Origin of the sequence: Mesorhizobium onobrychidis (genome assembly GCF_024707545.1) — a bacterium.
Taxonomy (GTDB): Bacteria; Pseudomonadota; Alphaproteobacteria; order Rhizobiales; family Rhizobiaceae; genus Mesorhizobium; species Mesorhizobium onobrychidis.
In genome coordinates this window covers 2079588-2098463 of sequence record NZ_CP062229.1, presented here as the reverse complement: position 1 = coordinate 2098463, position 18876 = coordinate 2079588, and the positions used below count along the sequence as shown (strand labels likewise).

Annotated in this window: 15 protein-coding genes and 2 pseudogenes; 12 read left to right on the top strand and 5 right to left on the bottom strand. The window is 61.8% G+C overall.

All coding sequences use genetic code 11. From position 1 onward, the window contains the following. Nucleotides 1-30 precede the first annotated feature (30 nt). From aztD to IHQ72_RS37030, 3 genes and pseudogenes are all read right to left on the bottom strand, one after another. On the bottom strand, nt 31-1242 hold the full coding sequence (gene aztD, locus IHQ72_RS10365; protein ID WP_258122355.1) for a zinc metallochaperone AztD: 1212 nt from the start codon (nt 1240-1242) through the stop codon (nt 31-33). 84 nt (nt 1243-1326) lie between these two features. Further along, the gene (gene aztC, locus IHQ72_RS10360) at nt 1327-2313 is read right to left on the bottom strand and encodes a zinc ABC transporter substrate-binding protein AztC (protein WP_258122353.1); all 987 of its coding nucleotides are present in this window, start codon (nt 2311-2313) and stop codon (nt 1327-1329) included. Between the two features lie 116 nt (nt 2314-2429). Then, a pseudogene (locus IHQ72_RS37030) lies at nt 2430-2519 on the bottom strand (zinc ABC transporter ATP-binding protein AztA); the annotation flags it as partial. 148 nt (nt 2520-2667) lie between these two features. On the opposite strand from IHQ72_RS37030, the gene IHQ72_RS10350 reads away from it, so the two are divergent. From IHQ72_RS10350 to IHQ72_RS10310, 9 genes and pseudogenes are all read left to right on the top strand, one after another. After that, complete coding sequence (locus IHQ72_RS10350) at nt 2668-3051, top strand: Fur family transcriptional regulator (protein WP_258122352.1); 384 nt, start codon at nt 2668-2670, stop codon at nt 3049-3051. 84 nt (nt 3052-3135) lie between these two features. Then, nucleotides 3136-4151: pseudogene (locus IHQ72_RS10345) on the top strand (CobW family GTP-binding protein). Between the two features lie 81 nt (nt 4152-4232). Next, entirely contained in the window at nt 4233-4493 is a 261-nt protein-coding gene (locus IHQ72_RS10340) for a nitrate reductase (RefSeq protein ID WP_258122351.1), read from the top strand. 367 nt (nt 4494-4860) lie between these two features. Continuing rightward, nucleotides 4861-6306: a homospermidine synthase gene (locus IHQ72_RS10335; RefSeq protein WP_258122350.1), complete on the top strand. Its 1446-nt coding sequence runs from the start codon at nt 4861-4863 to the stop codon at nt 6304-6306. A gap of 198 nt (nt 6307-6504) precedes the next feature. Beyond that, the gene (gene omp10 / locus IHQ72_RS10330) at nt 6505-6876 is read left to right on the top strand and encodes an outer membrane lipoprotein Omp10 (protein WP_123149715.1); all 372 of its coding nucleotides are present in this window, start codon (nt 6505-6507) and stop codon (nt 6874-6876) included. A 178-nt stretch (nt 6877-7054) separates the two neighbouring features. Next, nucleotides 7055-9148 carry a 5'-nucleotidase C-terminal domain-containing protein gene (locus tag IHQ72_RS10325; protein WP_258122349.1) on the top strand — a complete coding sequence of 698 codons (2094 nt, stop codon included), beginning with the start codon at nt 7055-7057 and terminating at the stop codon, nt 9146-9148. Between the two features lie 144 nt (nt 9149-9292). Further along, a complete protein-coding gene (hemH, locus tag IHQ72_RS10320) occupies nt 9293-10357 on the top strand; it encodes a ferrochelatase (protein WP_258122347.1) in 1065 nt (354 codons plus the stop codon). A gap of 251 nt (nt 10358-10608) precedes the next feature. Then, the gene (locus IHQ72_RS10315; RefSeq protein ID WP_258122346.1) at nt 10609-11562 is read left to right on the top strand and encodes an SPFH domain-containing protein; all 954 of its coding nucleotides are present in this window, start codon (nt 10609-10611) and stop codon (nt 11560-11562) included. Between the two features lie 10 nt (nt 11563-11572). Further along, nucleotides 11573-12037, top strand: coding sequence for an NfeD family protein (locus tag IHQ72_RS10310; RefSeq protein ID WP_258122345.1), 465 nt, complete (start codon nt 11573-11575; stop codon nt 12035-12037). A gap of 53 nt (nt 12038-12090) precedes the next feature. Here the strand turns inward: IHQ72_RS10310 and IHQ72_RS10305 are convergent, their stop codons facing one another. Next, nucleotides 12091-13092, bottom strand: coding sequence for a KpsF/GutQ family sugar-phosphate isomerase (locus tag IHQ72_RS10305; protein WP_258122344.1), 1002 nt, complete (start codon nt 13090-13092; stop codon nt 12091-12093). 161 nt (nt 13093-13253) lie between these two features. Here IHQ72_RS10305 and IHQ72_RS10300 point away from each other — a divergent pair, with 161 nt between their 5' ends. Continuing rightward, on the top strand, nt 13254-14996 hold the full coding sequence (locus IHQ72_RS10300) for an outer membrane beta-barrel protein (protein ID WP_258122343.1): 1743 nt from the start codon (nt 13254-13256) through the stop codon (nt 14994-14996). Between the two features lie 134 nt (nt 14997-15130). On the opposite strand, the gene galU is transcribed toward IHQ72_RS10300, so the two are convergent. After that, a complete protein-coding gene (galU, locus tag IHQ72_RS10295) occupies nt 15131-16036 on the bottom strand; it encodes a UTP--glucose-1-phosphate uridylyltransferase GalU (RefSeq protein ID WP_202366072.1) in 906 nt (301 codons plus the stop codon). A 212-nt stretch (nt 16037-16248) separates the two neighbouring features. On the opposite strand from galU, the gene IHQ72_RS10290 reads away from it, so the two are divergent. Both IHQ72_RS10290 and IHQ72_RS10285 read left to right on the top strand, forming a co-directional pair. Continuing rightward, on the top strand, nt 16249-17475 hold the full coding sequence (locus IHQ72_RS10290) for a lytic murein transglycosylase (RefSeq protein WP_258122342.1): 1227 nt from the start codon (nt 16249-16251) through the stop codon (nt 17473-17475). Nucleotides 17476-17602: 127 nt separating this feature from the next. Next, on the top strand, nt 17603-18823 hold the full coding sequence (locus IHQ72_RS10285) for an SGNH/GDSL hydrolase family protein (protein WP_258122341.1): 1221 nt from the start codon (nt 17603-17605) through the stop codon (nt 18821-18823). Nucleotides 18824-18876: the final 53 nt, after the last annotated feature.

Sequence of the window (18876 nt, the reverse complement as noted above, 5' to 3'; positions counted from 1 at the left end):
GGACGCGTGGCTGCCGCTTGGGAGGAGCGACTATTCGCCTTCGTGGGTCTGACCGGAGCCGCCGACGGAAACGATGTTGAAGGGTTTGCCTTCGACGGCAATGTCGCCGGTTTTTTCGAACGACGTCGCGTCAACGAGATGCAGCACACCTTTCAAAGGGTCCGTAACCACGATCTTGTCGCCGGCGACCGCGACACGCGGCCTCGGCTCGCTCCAGTGACCGTCCATCGAATAGGGATCGGTCAGCTTGAGCGAGTTTGCGATCTCCGCCTTCACCACGTCGAGTTGATGAAGCTGGCCGTCCTCGGTGAAGACGTAGGCGTACTTCGCACGAACCGGATCGACCGCGAAATGCACGCGGCGCGTCGGAAGGCTGATCAGCCGGAATGCGTTGCTCTCGACCGTCGGATCGATCAGCACCACCTTGTCGGCGCCGTAGTTGCCGAGGAAATATTGCAGACCCCTGCCGCCGATCAGCGTCGTCGTTTTGCCGTCCGGAAGGCTGTCGGCATAGGGCAAATGACGGATCGCGGGGGTGCCGTCGCGATGGCTGACGACAAGCAGGCCGGTCGCGCAGGCGAAAGCCAGGATATTGCCGGAAGACGCCTCGCCGTGGAGGTCGGGGCAGGCGTGGATGCCGCCGATCGGCGCGCCGGCTTCGTCAGCGACCCTGATGCCGACCGGGAGTTCATCCGGCTTTTCCCTGTTCGGCTCCGACAGGAGGACATGGGAGCCATAGGTGACTGCGACGCCGTGCTGAGGCGCGTCCGTCTTCACTTCCCTGAAGTCCGATTTGCCTTCCAGGACGACCTTCTCGGAGATGATACGGGCGACACCTTCGCCGTCGAAAAAAGCGGCGAAGTCTCCGTCATGCTCGACGAAATGCGACGGCTTCTTGCCTGTGATCTCGACGCCGGCAAGCTTTGGCGCTTCGACGTCGATGTCGCCGTGTTCGCCGTGGTCCTCGAAGGAAATGCCGCTCGCAATCCCGGTAACGACGCCGGCCGAGCCCTGCACGGCGAACACGGTCCGGCCGCTTTCGCTGCGATGGAGCGACGCCGGCCCTTTGATCTTAAACGTGTCGAGCTTTCCGCCATCGACCGCATCGATTACGGTCACCTTCGGATCCGCGTGATCCGAGATGAAGAGGCGCCAGGCGGTCACCTCCTCGGCATGGGCCGCACTTGTTGATAGAGACAGAAACAGCGCGATGGCCGTGGCCGACGCCAAATTTGTCCTCACGGTATTCTCCCTTGGATGTTATTACATAACTGATTGCGGTCGACGAAAGGCGGATTGCTCCGCCTTTCCGTCGTGGCGCGACGATCAGCTTCCGAGGATCGCGCCTTTGATCGCCGTGATGTTGTGCCGCATCATCTCGAGATAGGTCGCCGCCGGACCGTTCTCGTCCGACAGGGCGTCGGAGTAGAGTTCACCGCCGATTTTCAGGCCCGTCTCGCTGGCGATCTGCTCGATCAGGCGCGGATTGGTGACGTTTTCCACGAAGATTGCCGAAGCCTTGTCTTGCCTGATCTGTTTGATGAGGGCCGCGACATCGGCGGCTGAAGCCTCAGATTCGGTGGAGACGCCCTCCGGTGCGAGGAATTTTATGCCGTATTCGTGCTCGAAATACCCATAGGCGTCGTGCGAGGTGATGATCGTGCGCTTGTCCTCGGGGATCTCAGCTACAGCAGCCTTGATCTCCTCTTCCAATGCCGCGAGCTGCTGGCCGTATGATTCGGCATTGGCCCGATAAGTGTCGCAGCCGGCTGCATCGGCGGCACAGAAGGCATCGGCGATGTTCTTCACATAGAGTTCGGCATTATGCACCGACTGCCATGCATGAGGATCGAACTCGCCGTGATGATGGTGCCCTTCCTCATGGCCCTCTTTCGCCTCCGCGGCGTGCCCTTCCTCACCCTTGGCGGCTTTATCCTGATCGTGGTGACCTTCTTCCTCGGTGTTGCGCAACACCTCGCCGCCTTTGGTCAATTCCACGACCGGCGCTTTCGTCGCGCTCGCCTCGACGAGACGCTGGAGGAAGCCCTCGAACTGGAGGCCGTTGACCAGCACCACGTCGGCAGAACCGACAGTGGCCGCGTCGGCCGGCTTCGGTTCGTAGACATGGGCGTCACCATTCGGGCCGACCAGCGTGATGATGTCGACACGGTCACCGCCGACATTCTTGGCGAAATCGCCAATGATCGAGAAACTGGCGACAACCTTGAGGTTCTCGGCCGCGGCCACCGACGGGATGATTGGCAACGATGTTATGACGCCCATCACGGCGGCGAGCTTCAGCGTCCTGGACATTCGATCAACTCCTTTGTTCAAGCGGTTCTGTGGGAGACGTGCCGGACGCGTGGCGAGCAGCCGCGCGTCCCGGCAGAGATGGAAGAAGCGTAGATCGTGCCCGCCGACAGATGATCGCCGCGCCGGACGATCCCATCGAGGTGATGCACGGCGGGATGGCTGTTGTAGCCCAGCGTCAGGTCTTGAAAGATCACACAGGCAGCCATTCGATCCATCTCCGCGGGAGCCATCAAAGTCAGCCCAGCTGTTGACGATCCGTTATGTTATGTTATCACGTTCGTCAATCGAAAACGTTATATTATAACTAACGATACCGCTGTGCTCAAAACTGCCTGGAACACGAGGGAACAGTGGATGCCTGGACGCAACCAGCAGTTGGTGCTCGACGCGTTGACGCGCTCCGAGAGGCCGATGGGGGCCTACGAACTGCTTGAACTTCTTCGCCAGGAAGGGCTCCGCTCACCGCTACAGATCTATCGCGCTCTGGATCGGCTCATCGAGGAGGGCCTGGTTCACAGGATCGAGAGCCTGAGCGCGTTTGCGCTCTGCCTCCACAGCGAATGCGGCACCCATGGGCGCGCCGCTTTTGCAATCTGCGCGAATTGCGGGCGGGCAAGTGAAGTTCATGACCAGGCATTGGAGCGGGTGCTGCGCCGGATTGCCCGACGGCAGGGCTTCCAAACCAAGTCGGCCACGGTGGAGCTTTCGGGTCTCTGCGAGGCTTGCGCGCATCGATGAGACGCCCGCCTTACGTCTACGGGCGATCCAATTGGCTCGCGCCTGAACCAGCTGAAATCCGCAATCCTACATCCGGAGACGACCATGCCTCTTGAAGCCTCCCAGCAAATGCCCGTCACGGTTCTTACCGGTTACCTCGGCGCTGGCAAGACGACGCTGCTCAACCGCATTCTGACCGAACAGCATGGCAGGCGATACGCCGTGATCGTCAACGAGTTCGGCGAGGTTGGCATCGACAACGACCTCATTGTCGATACCGACGAAGAAGTCTTCGAGATGAATAACGGCTGCATCTGCTGCACGGTGCGCGGCGACCTGATCCGTATCATTGAGAGCTTGATGCGGCGCAGGGACCATTTCGACGCAATCCTGATCGAGACGACCGGCCTCGCCGATCCCGCACCCGTCGCCCAGACCTTCTTCGTCGACGATGACATCAGGCAGAAGACGAAACTCGACGCGATCGTTATCGTTGTCGATGCGAAGCATCTCCTCGGCGAGTTGGATCATGCGCACGAGGCGCAGGAGCAACTCGCCTTTGCCGATATCGTCACACTCAACAAGATCGACTTGGTAACGCCGACCGAACTCAAGGCAGTGGAGGCGCGCATTCGCAGGATCAACCCGACGGCTGCGATCAAGCATTCCACACGTTGCAATGTTCCACTCGGCGAGGTTCTGGATCGCGGCGCGTTCGATCTGAACCGTGTCCTAGAAGTCGAGCCGGACTTTCTCGATGCGGAACACGACCATGAGCATGACGATCACGTCACCAGCTTTTCTCTCGTCACGGAAGCTTCGATCGATCCGCGCAAGTTCTTGCCATGGATCCAGATGATCACACAGAAATTCGGCGTCGACATGCTGCGCATGAAGGGCATCCTGGCATTCAAGGGCGATGATGACCGCTTTGTCGTCCAGGCCGTCCACATGCTGCTGGAAGGCGACCACCAGCGCCCCTGGAAAGAGGTTGGAAAGAGGGGGAGAAGCGCGTGAGCCGTCTGGTGTTTATCGGCCGCAACCTGCCCAAAGGCCTGATTGAAGATGGTTTCCTCAAATGCCGTGCCGACGTGGACGCTGTAGGGGCCGTGAGTGCATAGGTTCGGCAACGCTGACAAGACCGCGCGGCCTTTATCCCTTGGGTCAGCCCGAGCGTCTTCGTCTTCGGGACGGGATCGTACATGAATCGTCTCGCGAACCCACTCGCCCCGCGCGGGTTTGCCCTTCTGGAGAAGACCAGCCAGATCAAGGTCTGGGTTCGTGAGGCCCGCGGGCTCGATGACGATGTCGTCGTGTCCGTCACGGAGCTGGTATGCCGCAAAGATGGCTGTCCCGACATCGAAACGGTGATCGGCATAATGCGTCCCGGCGAGAAAATCGAGACGATCCGAGTCAACAAGGCAATCGCCAATGTGACCTCGCAGGATCTGCCGCAAGGGTGAATAGATCGGCGTATCTGCAGGTTGCTTGGCCTGTCGGCCAAAGCTGGGGGCGCGGCAGAAGAGTTACCGAGGCATAGGGCTGTGGCCCGGATCGGGGACCATCGACGAGAGCTAGTGCTCGCCGCATCTTTTCCGCGCCATTGCTGGCGCTCGACTTCGCCCAACTCGACCACAAGGCAATGACCGCCGACCGTCAGCGACTGGTCGTCCTCCTTAACCACATGACGAATGCGGCGTAGCTCGCGGCTTTTCGCTGGTTTATGACAATGATCTGTGGTTGTAGCGCGTGGCGGTCGGGCAAAAAAAATGCTCCGCTTTGCGTCTGTTTGCCCGGCTTTTCAGCCTATCTGAGGGAGTAATCGATAAAATGGCGAATGAAAACTGGCCCGTTTACGGCGAGATCACCGGCCCTGTCGTGATGATCGGCTTCGGCTCGATCGGACGGGGAACGCTGCCGCTGATCGAGCGCCATTTCAAGTTCGACAAGTCGCGCATGACGGTCATCGACCCACGCGATACCGATCGCAAGCTGCTCGACGAGCGCGACATCACCTTCGTGCAGGATGCGGTGACCAAGAAGAACTACAAGAAGCTGCTGACGCCGCTGCTGACCAAAGGCGGTGGCCAGGGCTTTTGCGTCAACCTCTCGGTCGACACCGGCTCAGTGGATTTGATGCGGCTCTGTCGCAAGCTGGGTGTGCTTTACATCGACACCGTCGTAGAGCCGTGGCTCGGCTTCTATTTCGATACCAAGGCCGACAATGCCAGCCGCAGCAACTACGCGCTGCGTGAATCCATGATCGAAGAAAAGCACGCGCATCCCGGCGGGGCGACCGCAATCTCCACCTGCGGCGCCAATCCAGGCATGGTCTCTTGGTTCGTCAAGCAGGCGCTGGTCAACCTCGCCACCGATCTTGGCCTCGAGTTCTCGGAGCCTGCGCAGCATGATCGCGAAGGCTGGGCGAGGCTGATGAAGAAGGCCGGCGTCAAGGGTATCCACATCGCCGAGCGCGACACACAGCGCACCAAGAAGCCGAAGCCGATGAACGTGTTCTGGAACACCTGGTCGGTCGAAGGCTTCATCTCGGAAGGGCTTCAACCGGCCGAGCTCGGCTGGGGCACGCATGAGACGTGGATGCCGAAGAACGGCAAGAAGCACAAGCATGGCTCGAGGGCCGCAATCTATCTGGAGCAGCCGGGCGCCAACACGCGTGTGCGCAGCTGGTGCCCGACGCCCGGCCCGCAATACGGCTTCCTGGTGACGCACAACGAGTCGATTTCGATCGCCGACTTCTTCACCCTGCGCGGCAAGAAGGGCAAAGTTCAATATCGCCCGACCTGTCACTATGCCTACCATCCCTGCAACGACGCCGTGGTGTCGCTGCACGAGATGTTCGGTGCCGCCGGCAAGGCACAACCCGTGCATCACGTGCTCGATGAGAACGAACTGGTCGACGGTGTCGACGAGCTCGGCGTGCTGCTCTACGGCCACGACAAGAACGCCTATTGGTATGGTTCGCAACTGTCGCTGGCGGAAGCGCGCAAGCTGGCGCCGTATCAGAACGCCACGGGCATGCAGGTCACGTCGGCAGTGCTGGCGGGCATGGTCTGGGCGCTGGAAAATCCCGAGGCCGGCATCGTCGAGGCCGACGAGATGGACTACAGGCGCTGCCTGGAAGTGCAGTCCCCCTATCTGGGGCCGATCAAGGGCTACTACACCGATTGGACGCCGCTCGATAACCGCCCTGGTCTGTTCCCGGAAGACCTCGACAAAAACGACCCATGGCAATTCCGCAACATCCTCGTTCGATAGTGTAGCATCCTCGTTCGATAGCAATGTCTCACTGCCTTGCAATCGCCTGGAAATCGGGCGATTGAAGGAAGGTGGCCCAGAGCGACGTGCGTCCATTTGGACGCACAAAGTGCGCTCCAGCGCTTGAAATGTGCGCATCGTGCTTTCCGAAAAATCGGATCGATTTTCGGGCCGATGCGAGAGGAGAGGATTTTGATGATGACGATTGCGCGCAAATTGCTTTCGGCCGGCATTGTCGCGGCCGCTGCCGCCTTGGCGGCGTGCACCACCGCCGGCCCGGGCGGGCCGCCATTGGCCGCGCGGAGCCCGGTCGAAGGCTCATGGATCGACGCGCAAGGCACGGGCCTGTCGACCTTCGCCGGCGGCAGCTTCAACACCGTCGCGACCGACACCGGCCAGAAACTTGCCGACGGCAGCTACACCATGACCGGCGGCACCTCGGTCGAGATCCAGGGCACTTCGCTGATCCGCCAGACGCCGATCAGCTTCAACTGCTTGTTGATCTCCACCTCCCAGCTTAATTGCACCAGCGCGAGCGGGCAGAACTTCGTGCTGACGCGACGCACCTGAGCCCCTACTGAACTGCTTTGCAAAGGACGGCGGCTTGAGGCCGCCGTCCTTTTTGCGCCGGCTAAGCTGTCCCCGATTCCGCTTGCATCGGCTAAAACGCGATGTGAACATGGGCGAAAAGCTGGCTGTTATGTTCCAGTCAAGCAAGGGCGTTAAACAGGTCATCCGGGAGACGAAGATGAAGAAGATCGCCGCCATTGTCGCCCTGTCGGCGTCCACGCTTGGCCTGTCGGCCGGCGTGTCCTTTGCCGACTACACGCTGAACATCCTGCACATCAACGACTGGCACAGCCGCATCGAAAGCAACAACAAATATGAATCGACCTGCTCGGCCGAAGAGGAGACCAAGGGCGAGTGCATCGGCGGCGCGGCGCGGCTGATCACCGCGATCATCCAGGAGCGCAAGAAGCTGGAAGGCCAGAACGTGCTGCTGCTCAGCGCCGGCGATAATTTCCAGGGTTCGCTCTTCTACATCACCTACAAGGGCAAGACCGAAGGCGAATTCCTCAACCAGATGAAATTCGATGCCATGGCGGTCGGCAATCACGAGTTCGACGACGGCGAGGCGGCGCTGGCGCCGTTTTTGGATATGATCAAGTTTCCGGTGCTAGGCGCCAATGTGAAGGCCGACGCGCAATCCAAGCTCGGTGACCGCGTGAAACCGTCGATCGTGATTGAGGTCGGCGGCCAGAAGATCGGCGTCGTCGGCGCGGTCACCAACGACACGCCGGAACTCACTTCGCCAGGCCCTAACGTCACGATCGAGGACGACGTCAAGTCGATCACGGCCGAGGTCGAGAAGCTGAAGGGAGAAGGCGTCAACAAAATCATCGCGGTCACCCATATCGGCTACAAGCGAGAGCGCGACGTCATCGCCAAGATCCCGGGTGTCGACGTGGTGGTCGGCGGCCACAGCCATTCGCTGCTGTCCAACACCGACCCCAAGGCTGAAGGCCCCTACCCGACGATGGTCGACAATCCGGACGGCTACAAGGTGCCGGTCGTCCAGGCGGCGTCCTTTTCGAAATATCTCGGCGAGTTCAAGGTCGTGTTCGACGACAACGGCGTCGTCAAGCAAGCCAGCGGCGACCCGATCTACCTCGACAAGTCGATCACGCCGGATCCCGCCGTGCTTGCCCGCATCAAGGAGCTCGGCGCGCCGATCGAGGCGTTGAAGAACAAGGAGGTCGCCGAGACCACCAAGGCGATCGACGGCAGCCGCGAGAACTGCCGCACCCGCGAGTGCGAGATGGGCAATCTTGTCTCCGATGCCGTCCTCGACCGCGTCAAGGACCAGGGTGTCGAGATCGTCATCACGAATGGCGGCGGCCTGCGCGCTTCGATCGACCAGGGCACCGTCACCATGGGCGAGGTGCTGAACGTGCTGCCATTCCAGAACACAGTGGCGACCTTCCAGATTTCCGGCAGGGATCTGGTTGCCGGGCTAGAGAACGGTCTCAGCCAGATCGAGGACGGCGCCGGACGCTTCCCGCAGGTTGCCGGCCTGAAGTATTCATTCGACAAATCGGCCGCCCCGAATGCCGGGCGCGTCAAGTCGGTCGAAGTCATGCAAGGCGGCGCGTGGACCACGATCGATCCGGATAAGGATTACCTGGTCGCCACCAACAACTTTGTGCGCCAGGGCGGCGACGGCTACGACGTATTCGCCGACAAGGCCAAGAACGCCTACGATTACGGTCCGGGCCTCGAACAGGTGGTCGCCGATTATCTCGGCGCGCATCGGCCCTATACGCCGAAGCTCGATGGCCGCATCACCGAGACCGCGACGGCCGCCGCAGCGGAACCGGCCCAGGAACCGGCCAAGCCGGCTGAAGCCGCGCCAGCTCCGGCCGAGCCGGCAAAACCAGCAGAAACGGCTCCAGCCGCAACTGCGGAGCCGGCGATGCCCGAACTGCCGACCGGTTCGGACGATATCGCCACGACGCCGCCGACCGTGCCGGCGGAACCCGCCCCGGCAGCGCCGGCACCTGCCGAGCCGGCTAAACCGGCCGAGACGGCGCCCGCGGCACCGGCTCCTGCGGCGGAACCGGCCAAACCAGCCGAGGCTGCGCCTGCCGAGCGGGCAAAGCCGGCCGAGGCAACACCGGCCGAAAGCAGCCATGTGATCGTTGCCGGCGATACCTATTGGGACCTGGCGGAGAAGGCCTATGGCGATGGCGCCAAGTGGAAAACGATCTCCGACGCCAACAAGGACTACGAGCCGCGCCGCCTTCCCGTCGGCGCAACCTTGACCATCCCGGCGGCAAACTAAATTCTTCCGTCATTGCTGGAAAACCCGTGCGGGTAACCGGACGGGTTTTCTGCTTTTCGCCTGAGGTAAGATAAGGTGCGGCCAGACGCTGCATTGAAAACCGGCGCGGCATCGCTAGTTTCGCGCGATGTCCGGAGATCCCTTATGACGCTTTCCAACCCTGTCGATCCTAAGGCTGCGAAGGCCTTCGGCCCGCTGCCGGCAGGACAGCCGCCGGCCGCGGCGGGCAGGATCGGCGTCATGCTGGTCAATCTCGGTACACCCGACGGCACCGAATTCAAGCCGATGTGGCGCTATCTCAGGGAATTCCTGTCCGATCCGCGCGTCATCGAGCTCAACAAGGCGATCTGGTACCCGATCCTCTACGGGCTGGTTCTCACCACACGGCCGAAGAAGTCGGGCGCCAACTATGCCAGGATCTGGAACCGGCAGCGCAATGAATCGCCGCTGCGCACCTACACCCGCGCCCAGAGCGAAAAGCTGACCGAGGCGCTGCGCGACCTGCCCGACGTCACCGTCGACTGGGCGATGCGTTACGGCAATCCGTCGACCGAGAGCGTCGCCAAAGGGTTGGTCGCGCAAGGCTGCGACCGCATTCTCTCTTTTCCGCTCTATCCGCAATATTCCGCGACCACGACCGCGACCGCCAACGACCAGCTGTTTCGCGCGCTGATGAAGATGCGCCGCGCCCCGGCGATCCGCAGCGTGCCGCCCTACTATGCCGAACCGGTTTATATCGAGGCGCTTGCCGGTTCGATCGAGCGCCATCTGGCGACGCTCGATTTCGAGCCGGAGGTGGTCATCGCCTCCTATCACGGCATTCCGAAACCCTATTCCGACAAGGGTGACCCCTATCAGGCCCATTGCCTGGAGACGACCCGGCTGCTGCGGGAAAAGCTCGGCTGGGATGAGAAGAGGCTGATCACCACATTCCAGTCGCGCTTCGGTGCTCAGGAATGGCTGCAGCCCTACACCGACAGGACGGTCGAGAAATTAGCCGGAGAAGGCGTGAGATCGATCGCCATCGTCAATCCGGGCTTTTCTGTCGACTGCATCGAGACGCTGGACGAGATCGGCAGAGAGGCGGCCGAGACCTTCCATCACGCCGGCGGCGAAAAGTTCGCACACATCCCGTGCCTCAACGACAGTGCCGAGGGCATGGCGGTGATCGAGGCGATGGTGCGGCGCGAACTGTCGGGCTGGATCTGAAGCGGACATAATCGAGCGCCGCTAGCCCAGCCGCCCATACGCCGACAATTCGCGATCACCCAATTGTAACATTTCTGAAACACACTTAAGTGTTTGGTGAAGTCGGTTGCGTTGAAACGTCTACCGCATCGGCGGAAAATCGGAATCGATTTTCGGAAAGCACGATGCGCAGGTATAAAAGTTAGAGCGTACTTTGTGCGTCCAGTGGACGCGCGTCGCTCTAATGTGCTCGGCATCTGAGGGAGGGCCAAATGGATTTCAGTGGTTTCGATATCGCGCTTCTTGTTCTTGTCGCTCTTGTCGTGCTCGTGCTTTTCAAAGGCATCCGGACAATCCCGCAAGGCTACAATTATACCGTCGAACGCTTTGGCCGCTATACCAAGACATTGAGCCCCGGCCTTAACCTCATCGTGCCGTTCGTCGACCGCATCGGCGCCAAGTTGAACATGATGGAGCAGGTGCTCGACGTCCCGACCCAGGAGATCATCACCCGCGACAACGCCACCGTCGCCGTCGACGGCGTCGCCTTCTACCAGGTGCTCAACGCCGCGCAGGCCGCCTACCAGGTCGCTGGGCTGGAGAACGCCATCCTCAACCTGACGATGACCAACATCCGTACCGTGATGGGCTCGATGGACCTCGACGAGCTTTTGTCGAACCGCGACGCCATCAACGAACGCCTGCTGCGCGTCGTCGACGAGGCGGCGCATCCCTGGGGCATCAAGATCACTCGTGTCGAGATCAAGGACATCAACCCGCCGGCCAATCTCGTCGAATCGATGGGTCGCCAGATGATGGCCGAACGCAACAAGCGCGCGCAGATCCTTGACGCCGAAGGCCTCAAGCAGTCGCAGATCCTGGAAGCCGAGGGCCGCAAGGAAGCCGCCTTCCGCGACGCCGAGGCGCGCGAACGCTCCGCCGAGGCCGAGGCCCGCGCCACGCAGGTGGTGTCGGAAGCGATCTCCAAGGGCGACGTGCAGGCGCTCAACTACTTCGTCGCGCTGAAATACACCGAAGCGCTGACCAGGATCGGCTCAGCCACAAACAGCAAGGTTGTGCTGATGCCGATGGAAGCTTCGTCGCTCATTGGCACGCTCGGCGGTATCGGCGAGATCGCCAAGGAAGTCTTCAGAGGCGACGGCACTGCCGGCACGCCGCGGCAAGCCGCCGCCCGCCCGCCCGTAGTTCGCCCGAGCGAGAGCTGAGGCCGACCCCATGTTTGACCGCATCATTTCGGAACTCGGTCCCTGGAACTGGATGGTTCTCGGCTTCGTCCTCCTCGTAATGGAGGTCATCGCACCGGGCATCTTCATGCTGTGGATCGGCATCGCCGCACTGCTGATCGGTGCAGTCTCCCTGCTCGTCTGGGACGCAGGTTTCTGGACCTGGCAGGTCCAGGTTCTCGCTTTCCTGGCGATGTCGCTGGTTTCAACCTATGTCGGCAAGAGACTGGCGGGCGGACGCCACGACCCGACAGACCAGCCGCTGCTCAACCGCCGCGGCGAACAAATGATCGGCAGGAAGGCGACACTGGCCGAGCCGATCAAGGACGGGCGCGGCCGCATAAAGCTGGGCGACACGCTGTGGCGCGTCTCCGGCCCCGATCTGCCGGCTGGCACGCAGGTGCGCGTGACGGGCGCGGCCGAGACCGATCTGGAACTGACGGTCGAGGCGGTCTAGGACCGATCCCACCGATCTCGGCGGGGCGCCTTTTCAAACAGGCCCTGAGTCTGTCAGGCCGCGCCGATGCGCAGCAGGTCGTGCAGATGGACAAGTCCGACCGGTCGTCTGCCCTCGACAACCATCAGGCTGGAAATCGCCGAATTGTTGATCGTCTGCAGGGCCGTCGCCACCAACGTATCCGGCCCGGCCGTCTTCGGCTCCTTGGTCATGACCTGATCGACACTCATCGCCAGAAGATCGCTGCCGATGTGGCGCCTGATATCGCCGTCGGTGACGATGCCGATCAGCGCACCATCCGCAGCGGTTATCGCCACGCAGCCAAACCCCTTGCGCGACAATTCGAGGATCGCTTCGCGCATTCCAGTGCCGGAAGGCACCAGCGGCAGCCTGTCGCCGACATGCATGATGTCGCGGATCTGCGTCAGATTGGCGCCAAGTTGCCCGCCGGGATGGAAGGTGCGGAAATGATCCGGCGTGAAGCCGCGCGCTTCGAGCAACGCGATGGCCAGCGCATCGCCGATCACCAGTTGCAGCAGCGTCGATGTCGTCGGCGCCAGGCCATGCGGGCAGGCTTCCGGCGCACGCGGCAGCAAAAGCACCACATCGGCCGCGCGCGCCAGCGCCGATCGCTCTCCGGCGGTGACCGCGATCAGCGGAATCGAGAAGCGCCTGGAATAGGCGATGATGCCCTTGAGCTCTCGGCTCTCGCCCGACCACGACATGGCGATGATGGCATCGTCCTTGGCGATCATGCCGAGGTCGCCGTGATTGGCTTCGGCAGGATGGACGAAGAAAGCCGGCGTGCCGGTCGAGGCGAGCGTCGCGGCGATCTTTGAGCCGATATGGCCGCTCTTGCCGACGCCGGTGACGATGACCCGGCCCTCGATCTGCGACACCATGTCGACGGCGCGCGCGAACGGTTCGGTCAATCCGTTTTCGAGCGCGGCCGCCAGTGCCGCGACACCGGCCTGCTCGGTCGCTACCGTTCTGAGCGCCGAGGCGATCGAAGCTTGCCCGTCGAACCGCTTCTTGTCTGGGGATCCCGCATGCATGGCTGATGCGATTAGCGCTTTGCCGCGCGCCTGTCCAACGGAATTGCCATCCGGTAGCCATCCATGGGCTTTGATCGACCGCCGCCTCAACCCTGCGTTAACCATCCCCGTTTACGGTTCGGTAAGTATGGCGTGCGTGCGCCGCGCAAGCAGTGGTAGCGATGTCCGGGGCCCAGCCTGAAAAGAAAAAAAGACGAAACGGCAAGGCGGTCTGCGCCTTGCTGCTGGCGACCAGCGTCTTCGCCTTGCTGCGGCCTGCGCAGCCCTATGCCCAGGTAACCGAGCTGCGCGGCGAGGTTTCGGAATCGGCGATTCTGGACGACCAGCAGCGCAAAACCAGGCAATTGAGCATCGCCCAGGAACAGACGGCGCAGGCAGGTGCAACCACCCAGAGCACTGCGCCGACGCCCGCCTATCAGCCGGCCAGCCCGGGCGCCGTACAGGACGACGACACGGCACCCGCGACCGGCAGCATTTTTGATTCGCCGGAAGCAACCGACGATCCGTTTGCGGACACGCCCGCTCCAATCCCGCCGCGCCGGCCATCGAGCGTAACGCAACGCGCGGACGATCAAGACTTGGCCGCCGAGGCCGCCGCCGGGGCCGCCGCCGCGACTGCAGCCACGACGGATGACACGGACACCGGCGAAACTGACCAGGACGCCACCAATCCCCGTGCCGTGACCATTGATTCCGCCGACAGGCAGCAGCTCGATCCGGGCGCCGAGCGCGCCGAAGCCATCGAAGGTCAGGACAAGAGGGCCGAGGACGACCCGTTCGCCGCTACCGGCATCAAACTCGGCTCCTTCGTGATCAGGCCGACGCTCGAGCAAGGCCTGACGGCGTCGTCGAATGCCGATTCAAGCACCGATGGCAAACCGGCCCTGCTGTCCGAAACGGCGCTGCGCTTCAATGCCATCTCCGACTGGCGGGAGAATTCGGCTGTCATCGACGGCTATGGCATCTTTCTCAAGACCATATCGGGCGACGAGGTTCAGGAGGCACGGGGCCGTGTCGACGGCACGCTCAATGTCGACCTCGACAACGATCTGCGCGCTATCGCCAGCCTTGGTTACGAGGCGGCGCCGGAATCGGCTTCGTCGCCGGTCGTCATCGAAGGCACCGTCGAGCAGCCGGTGCGCCAGAGCATTAACGGCAGCCTCGCGGTCGAGAAGGATGCCGGCAAGATGCGCTTCGCCCTGACCGGCGCAGTCGAACACGACATCTACGGCGACGCCAAGCTTTCGACGGGCGGAACGCTGTCGCAGAAAGACCGTGACTCGACGCTCTATACCGCCACCTTGCGCACCGGGTACGAGATTTCCCCCGCTATCACCCCCTTCACCGAAGTCGAAATCGGCCGCCGGGTCTATGATTTGCGCGTCGACACCAATGGTTTCGAACGATCCTCGACGGGACTTGGGGTTCGGGCCGGCGCCGAGCTCGACCTCGGCGAGAAGCTTGCCGGCGAATTCTCGGCCGGCTGGCTGCGGGAGGCGATCGACGACGACCGGCTGCCGGCAATTTCGGGTGCCACGGTGAACGCCGACCTCAGATGGTCGCCGGAACGCGGCACCACGATCGGCCTCATCGGACAAACGACCGTCGAGGGCACGACAACCCCCGACGAAAGCGGCGACATCCTTTACTCCGGCCTCCTGACGGGCGAGCGGGAAATCCGTGCCAACCTGATTGGGAACGCAGCTTTCGGCGTGGGCTGGCGCGACTACGTCGGGTCCGATGGCCATGATCTGATACTGAGCGCCGAGGCCGGACTGACATGGTGGCTGAACCGATATGCCGGACTGACCACCCGCGCCAGAACTGAAAAACAGACCAGCAACCTGGAGGGTCGCGACTACACCGCCCACAGCATCTTTGTCGGGGTGACGCTGCAGCCGTAAACCAAGTTGTTGGAGGTTTGGGGCATGTCTTCAAGTCAGGCCGTGGCGGGAACGGTGGTTTCGAGAACCTTTTTTATGCCCGTCGTTATCGCACCCTCGGTTCAAGCCCGAGGGCATGCTTTCGCGCGCATGCATTAGAACGCCGCGCCCCGCTGCTCTGACGGTTTCATCTCGTCGAGAAGCTTGCTGATAACGCCCGCCATGCGTCCGTTTATGTCGCTGCGCCACAGCGCGAAGGCGACGTTGGCCTCGACAAAGCCTTCCGGCGATCCGCAATCGAAGGTGCGCCCTCGGTAGTGGCAGCCATAGAAGGGCTGCTGCTTCTCCAGCTTCAGCATCGCATCGGTAAGTTGTATCTCGTTGCCGGCGCCCTTCTCCTGGCCTTCGAGTATCCCAAATATCTCCGGCTGCAGGATGTAGCGCCCGTTGATGTATAAATTGGAGGGTGCCGTGCCGGCTTTCGGCTTCTCCACCATGCCGGTAATGCGGAAACCGTGATGCGTATCCTCGCCGCGGCCGACGATGCCGTATTTATGCGCCTCGGCGGGGTCGCATTCCTGAACCGCGACGATGTTGTTGCCGGTCTCGGCATAAAGCTCGACCATCTCCTTCATGCAGCTTTTTTCCGACTGCATGATCATGTCAGGCAAAAGCAGCGCGAAGGGCTCGTCGCCGACCAGCTCGCGGGCACACCAGACGGCATGGCCGAGGCCAAGCGGTACCTGCTGGCGCGTGAAGCTGGTCTGCCCCGGCGAGGGTTGCAGCCGCTGCAGGCGGGCGAGCTCGTCGTCCTTGCCGCGCTGGGCGAGCGTGTCATAGAGTTCGAACTGGACGTCGAAATGGTCCTCGATGACCGCCTTGTTGCGGCCGGTCACGAAGATGAAATGCTCGATGCCGGCTTCGCGTGCCTCGTCGACCACATACTGGATGACTGGCCTGTCGACGACCGTCAGCATTTCCTTGGGTATGGCCTTGGTGGCCGGGAGAAAACGCGTGCCGAGACCGGCGACCGGGAAAACTGCCTTGCGAACTCTCTTCATGCTTCAATTATCCGCTTCTAAGCCTGTTCGGCAATCCTGCTCCAAGACATTTTCGTGCCGGAATCGAGGATTATGGAACGGCTGGTCAGAAAAAAATTTGTAGTCCGTAAAGCACCAACCCGCCTTTTCGTTCCCAACGGCACCTATGGTAAACTAAATGCTAACCGGGTTCGGCGATGAATGATCTTCCTGTGATGAAGAAGGAGGAAAAGATGTCCGTTCGCAACGCCGCAACGCGCTTCACAAGCATCGTTGCGGCCGCCAGCCTGTCGCTTGCCTTGCTGATGCCCGCCGGATCTGCTTTTGCCGACGCCGGTTTCCGGCAATGGGTGGCGAGCTTCCGCGCCACCGCGGTGCGGAGCGGCGTTTCCGGCGCCGTCTACGACCGCGCATTCGAGGGCGTCAGCGATGCCGACCCGGTCGTGCTTGAAAAAGCGCGTTATCAACCCGAATTCACCGCCCCCGCCTGGGACTATTTCGACAACCGCGTCCATGACCAGTCGGTCGCTGTTGGCCAGCAGATGGCCAGGAAGTGGAAGCCGTGGCTGGACAGGATCGAGGCAAAATACGGTGTCGACCGTCATATCCTGCTGGCCATCTGGTCGATGGAATCGAATTACGGCGAAATCCTCAAGCGCGACGATGTCATGCGCAATGTCGTGCGATCGCTGGCAACACTTGGCTATGCCGATTCGAGACGATCGAAATTTGCCCGCACCCAGTTGATCGCGGCGCTGAAAATCCTGCAAAGGGGCGACATCGATAAAAGCCACCTCAGCGGCTCATGGGCCGGCGCCATGGGCCATACCCAATTCATTCCCACCAGCTATCAGGCCTATGCGGTCGATATGGACGGCGACGGCAAGCGCGACATCTGGAATTCGATTCCCGATGCATTGGCAACGGCCGCCAATCTGCTCAAGAAGAACGGCTGGCAGGCCGGCAAGACCTGGGGCTATGAAGTCAGCCTTCCCGACGGAAAGAAGTTCCCAGCCGGATCGAAGTCACTGTCGCAATGGCAAGCGCTGGGTGTCACGCGTGTCAACGGCAAGCCGTTCAAGAATAGTGCGGAGAAGGCCACGCTGAAGGTGCCAGGCGGCCGCGGCGGCCCGGCTTTCCTGATGATCAAGAATTTTTCGGTCATCAAGCGCTACAACAATGCCGACAAATACGCGGTTGCCGTTGGCCTTCTTGCCGACGGAATCGCCGGCTATGGTGGACTTGTGCAGGACTGGAAGCGGCCTTTCACGAAGCTCTCCTTCGAGGAGAGGCAAGAGCTTCAGCAGCGGCTTTCCCAGTACGGCTACTATGACGGCAAGTTCGACGGCAAGATCGGCGAAGGATCGAAAGCCGCCATCATGGCCTTCCAGGCGAAGGCTGGCTTGACCCAGGACGGACATCCGAGCATGGAAGTGCTCAAATGGCTCAGGCAGAACTAGCCTCGCATAGGGCAGACCTGGAGCATCGGACCCAAACCGGTTTTGGGGAATCCGATGCTCAAAAAAGATAGAGCGGCGGTACGGTTGGATTTGAGGGTCCGGCGCTCTTAAGGGATGGAGAGGGTAATTGGATTCGGCTGCGCGTATCCGGGTAATCCTTCGTCGCGTGCCGATCCTGATTCTGGCTATTGCCGTTCTGGCCGTCAGTACTGCCGCCGTCTTTCACACGCCGGCCATGGCGCAGGAAGAACAAAGGCGTGGCTGGTCGCTGCGCGACTTGTTGTTTCTGCGCCGAAGCGAGCGGGTGGAACCGCCGCGACAAATTCAGAGGGCCGGGCCACGGAAGCTAAAAGCAAGAAAGCCCCGCGCCGCGCCGCGCCGGCCGGCTGAGCCGGCAACCCCGATTGTCGAGAAGGCGCCGGATGCCCGCACCGTTCTGGTGGTCGGCGATTTCATGGGGAGCGGCCTCGCCGAAGGTCTCGATACCGCCTTTGCCGAAAACACCAACATCAGGATCGTCGTGCGCAGCAACGGTTCGTCCGGTTTCGTGCGTGACGATTTCTACAACTGGCCCGAACAGATCAAGTCGCTGATCGAGACCGAAAAGCCCGCGGCCGTGATCGTCATGCTGGGCTCCAACGATCGGCAGCAAATGCGCGTGAACGGTGAACGCGAACAGCCGCGGTCCGAGGCCTGGACCAAGGAATACGAACGCCGGACCGAAGCGTTCGGTAAGGCCATTGCAGCGGCCAAGGTGCCATATCTATGGGTCGGCATGCCGGCATTCAAGGCGCCGAAGATGACCTCAGACATGCTGGCTTTCAACGACATTTACCGCTCGACGGCCGAAAGCCATGGCGGCGAATTCGTCGACATCTGGGACGGTTTCGTCGACGAGGACGGCGCCTTTGTCACCAGCGGACCTGATATCAACGGCCAGCCGGTGCGCCTGCGCACCGACGACGGCATCTATGTGTCGAAAGCCGGCAAACGCAAGCTCGCCTTCTATGCCGAAAAACCCTTGATGAAGATCCTTGGAATGACCGCGCCCACGGGCACACCGGCAGCTTACGCGCCAGCGGGCGCTCCCGTCGAGGCGCCGGCACCGGCACCCATGGCCGTCGATCGCACCGTGCCGATGCTGCTCAACGATCCGGCGCTCGATGGCGGTTCTGAACTTCTCGGCGCCGCATCGCCGGCGAAGGCCGACGGGCCCGGCGAAAAACTCGCCGTCGAGGGCAAGGCGCCCGCTGCATCGCCCGGCCGCGCCGACGATTTTTCCTGGCCGCCCAGGGGACAGCCTGCGGCGGCGGCCGCAACCGAAACGACCACGGCGATCACTCCGTAAACCTGCCCCGGGCACCGGAAGGGCAGAAAGCGCCTTCAGATGGCCGCAGGAGT

Coding starts and splice junctions, on each gene's coding strand:
- aztC (WP_258122353.1), bottom strand. CDS start 2,313: ATGTCCAGGACGCTGAAGCTCGCCGCCGTGATGGGCGTCATAACATCG.
- IHQ72_RS10350 (WP_258122352.1), top strand. CDS start 2,668: ATGCCTGGACGCAACCAGCAGTTGGTGCTCGACGCGTTGACGCGCTCC.
- IHQ72_RS10340 (WP_258122351.1), top strand. CDS start 4,233: ATGAATCGTCTCGCGAACCCACTCGCCCCGCGCGGGTTTGCCCTTCTG.
- IHQ72_RS10335 (WP_258122350.1), top strand. CDS start 4,861: ATGGCGAATGAAAACTGGCCCGTTTACGGCGAGATCACCGGCCCTGTC.
- omp10 (WP_123149715.1), top strand. CDS start 6,505: ATGACGATTGCGCGCAAATTGCTTTCGGCCGGCATTGTCGCGGCCGCT.
- IHQ72_RS10325 (WP_258122349.1), top strand. CDS start 7,055: ATGAAGAAGATCGCCGCCATTGTCGCCCTGTCGGCGTCCACGCTTGGC.
- hemH (WP_258122347.1), top strand. CDS start 9,293: ATGACGCTTTCCAACCCTGTCGATCCTAAGGCTGCGAAGGCCTTCGGC.
- IHQ72_RS10315 (WP_258122346.1), top strand. CDS start 10,609: ATGGATTTCAGTGGTTTCGATATCGCGCTTCTTGTTCTTGTCGCTCTT.
- IHQ72_RS10310 (WP_258122345.1), top strand. CDS start 11,573: ATGTTTGACCGCATCATTTCGGAACTCGGTCCCTGGAACTGGATGGTT.
- IHQ72_RS10305 (WP_258122344.1), bottom strand. CDS start 13,092: ATGCATGCGGGATCCCCAGACAAGAAGCGGTTCGACGGGCAAGCTTCG.
- IHQ72_RS10300 (WP_258122343.1), top strand. CDS start 13,254: ATGTCCGGGGCCCAGCCTGAAAAGAAAAAAAGACGAAACGGCAAGGCG.
- galU (WP_202366072.1), bottom strand. CDS start 16,036: ATGAAGAGAGTTCGCAAGGCAGTTTTCCCGGTCGCCGGTCTCGGCACG.
- IHQ72_RS10290 (WP_258122342.1), top strand. CDS start 16,249: ATGTCCGTTCGCAACGCCGCAACGCGCTTCACAAGCATCGTTGCGGCC.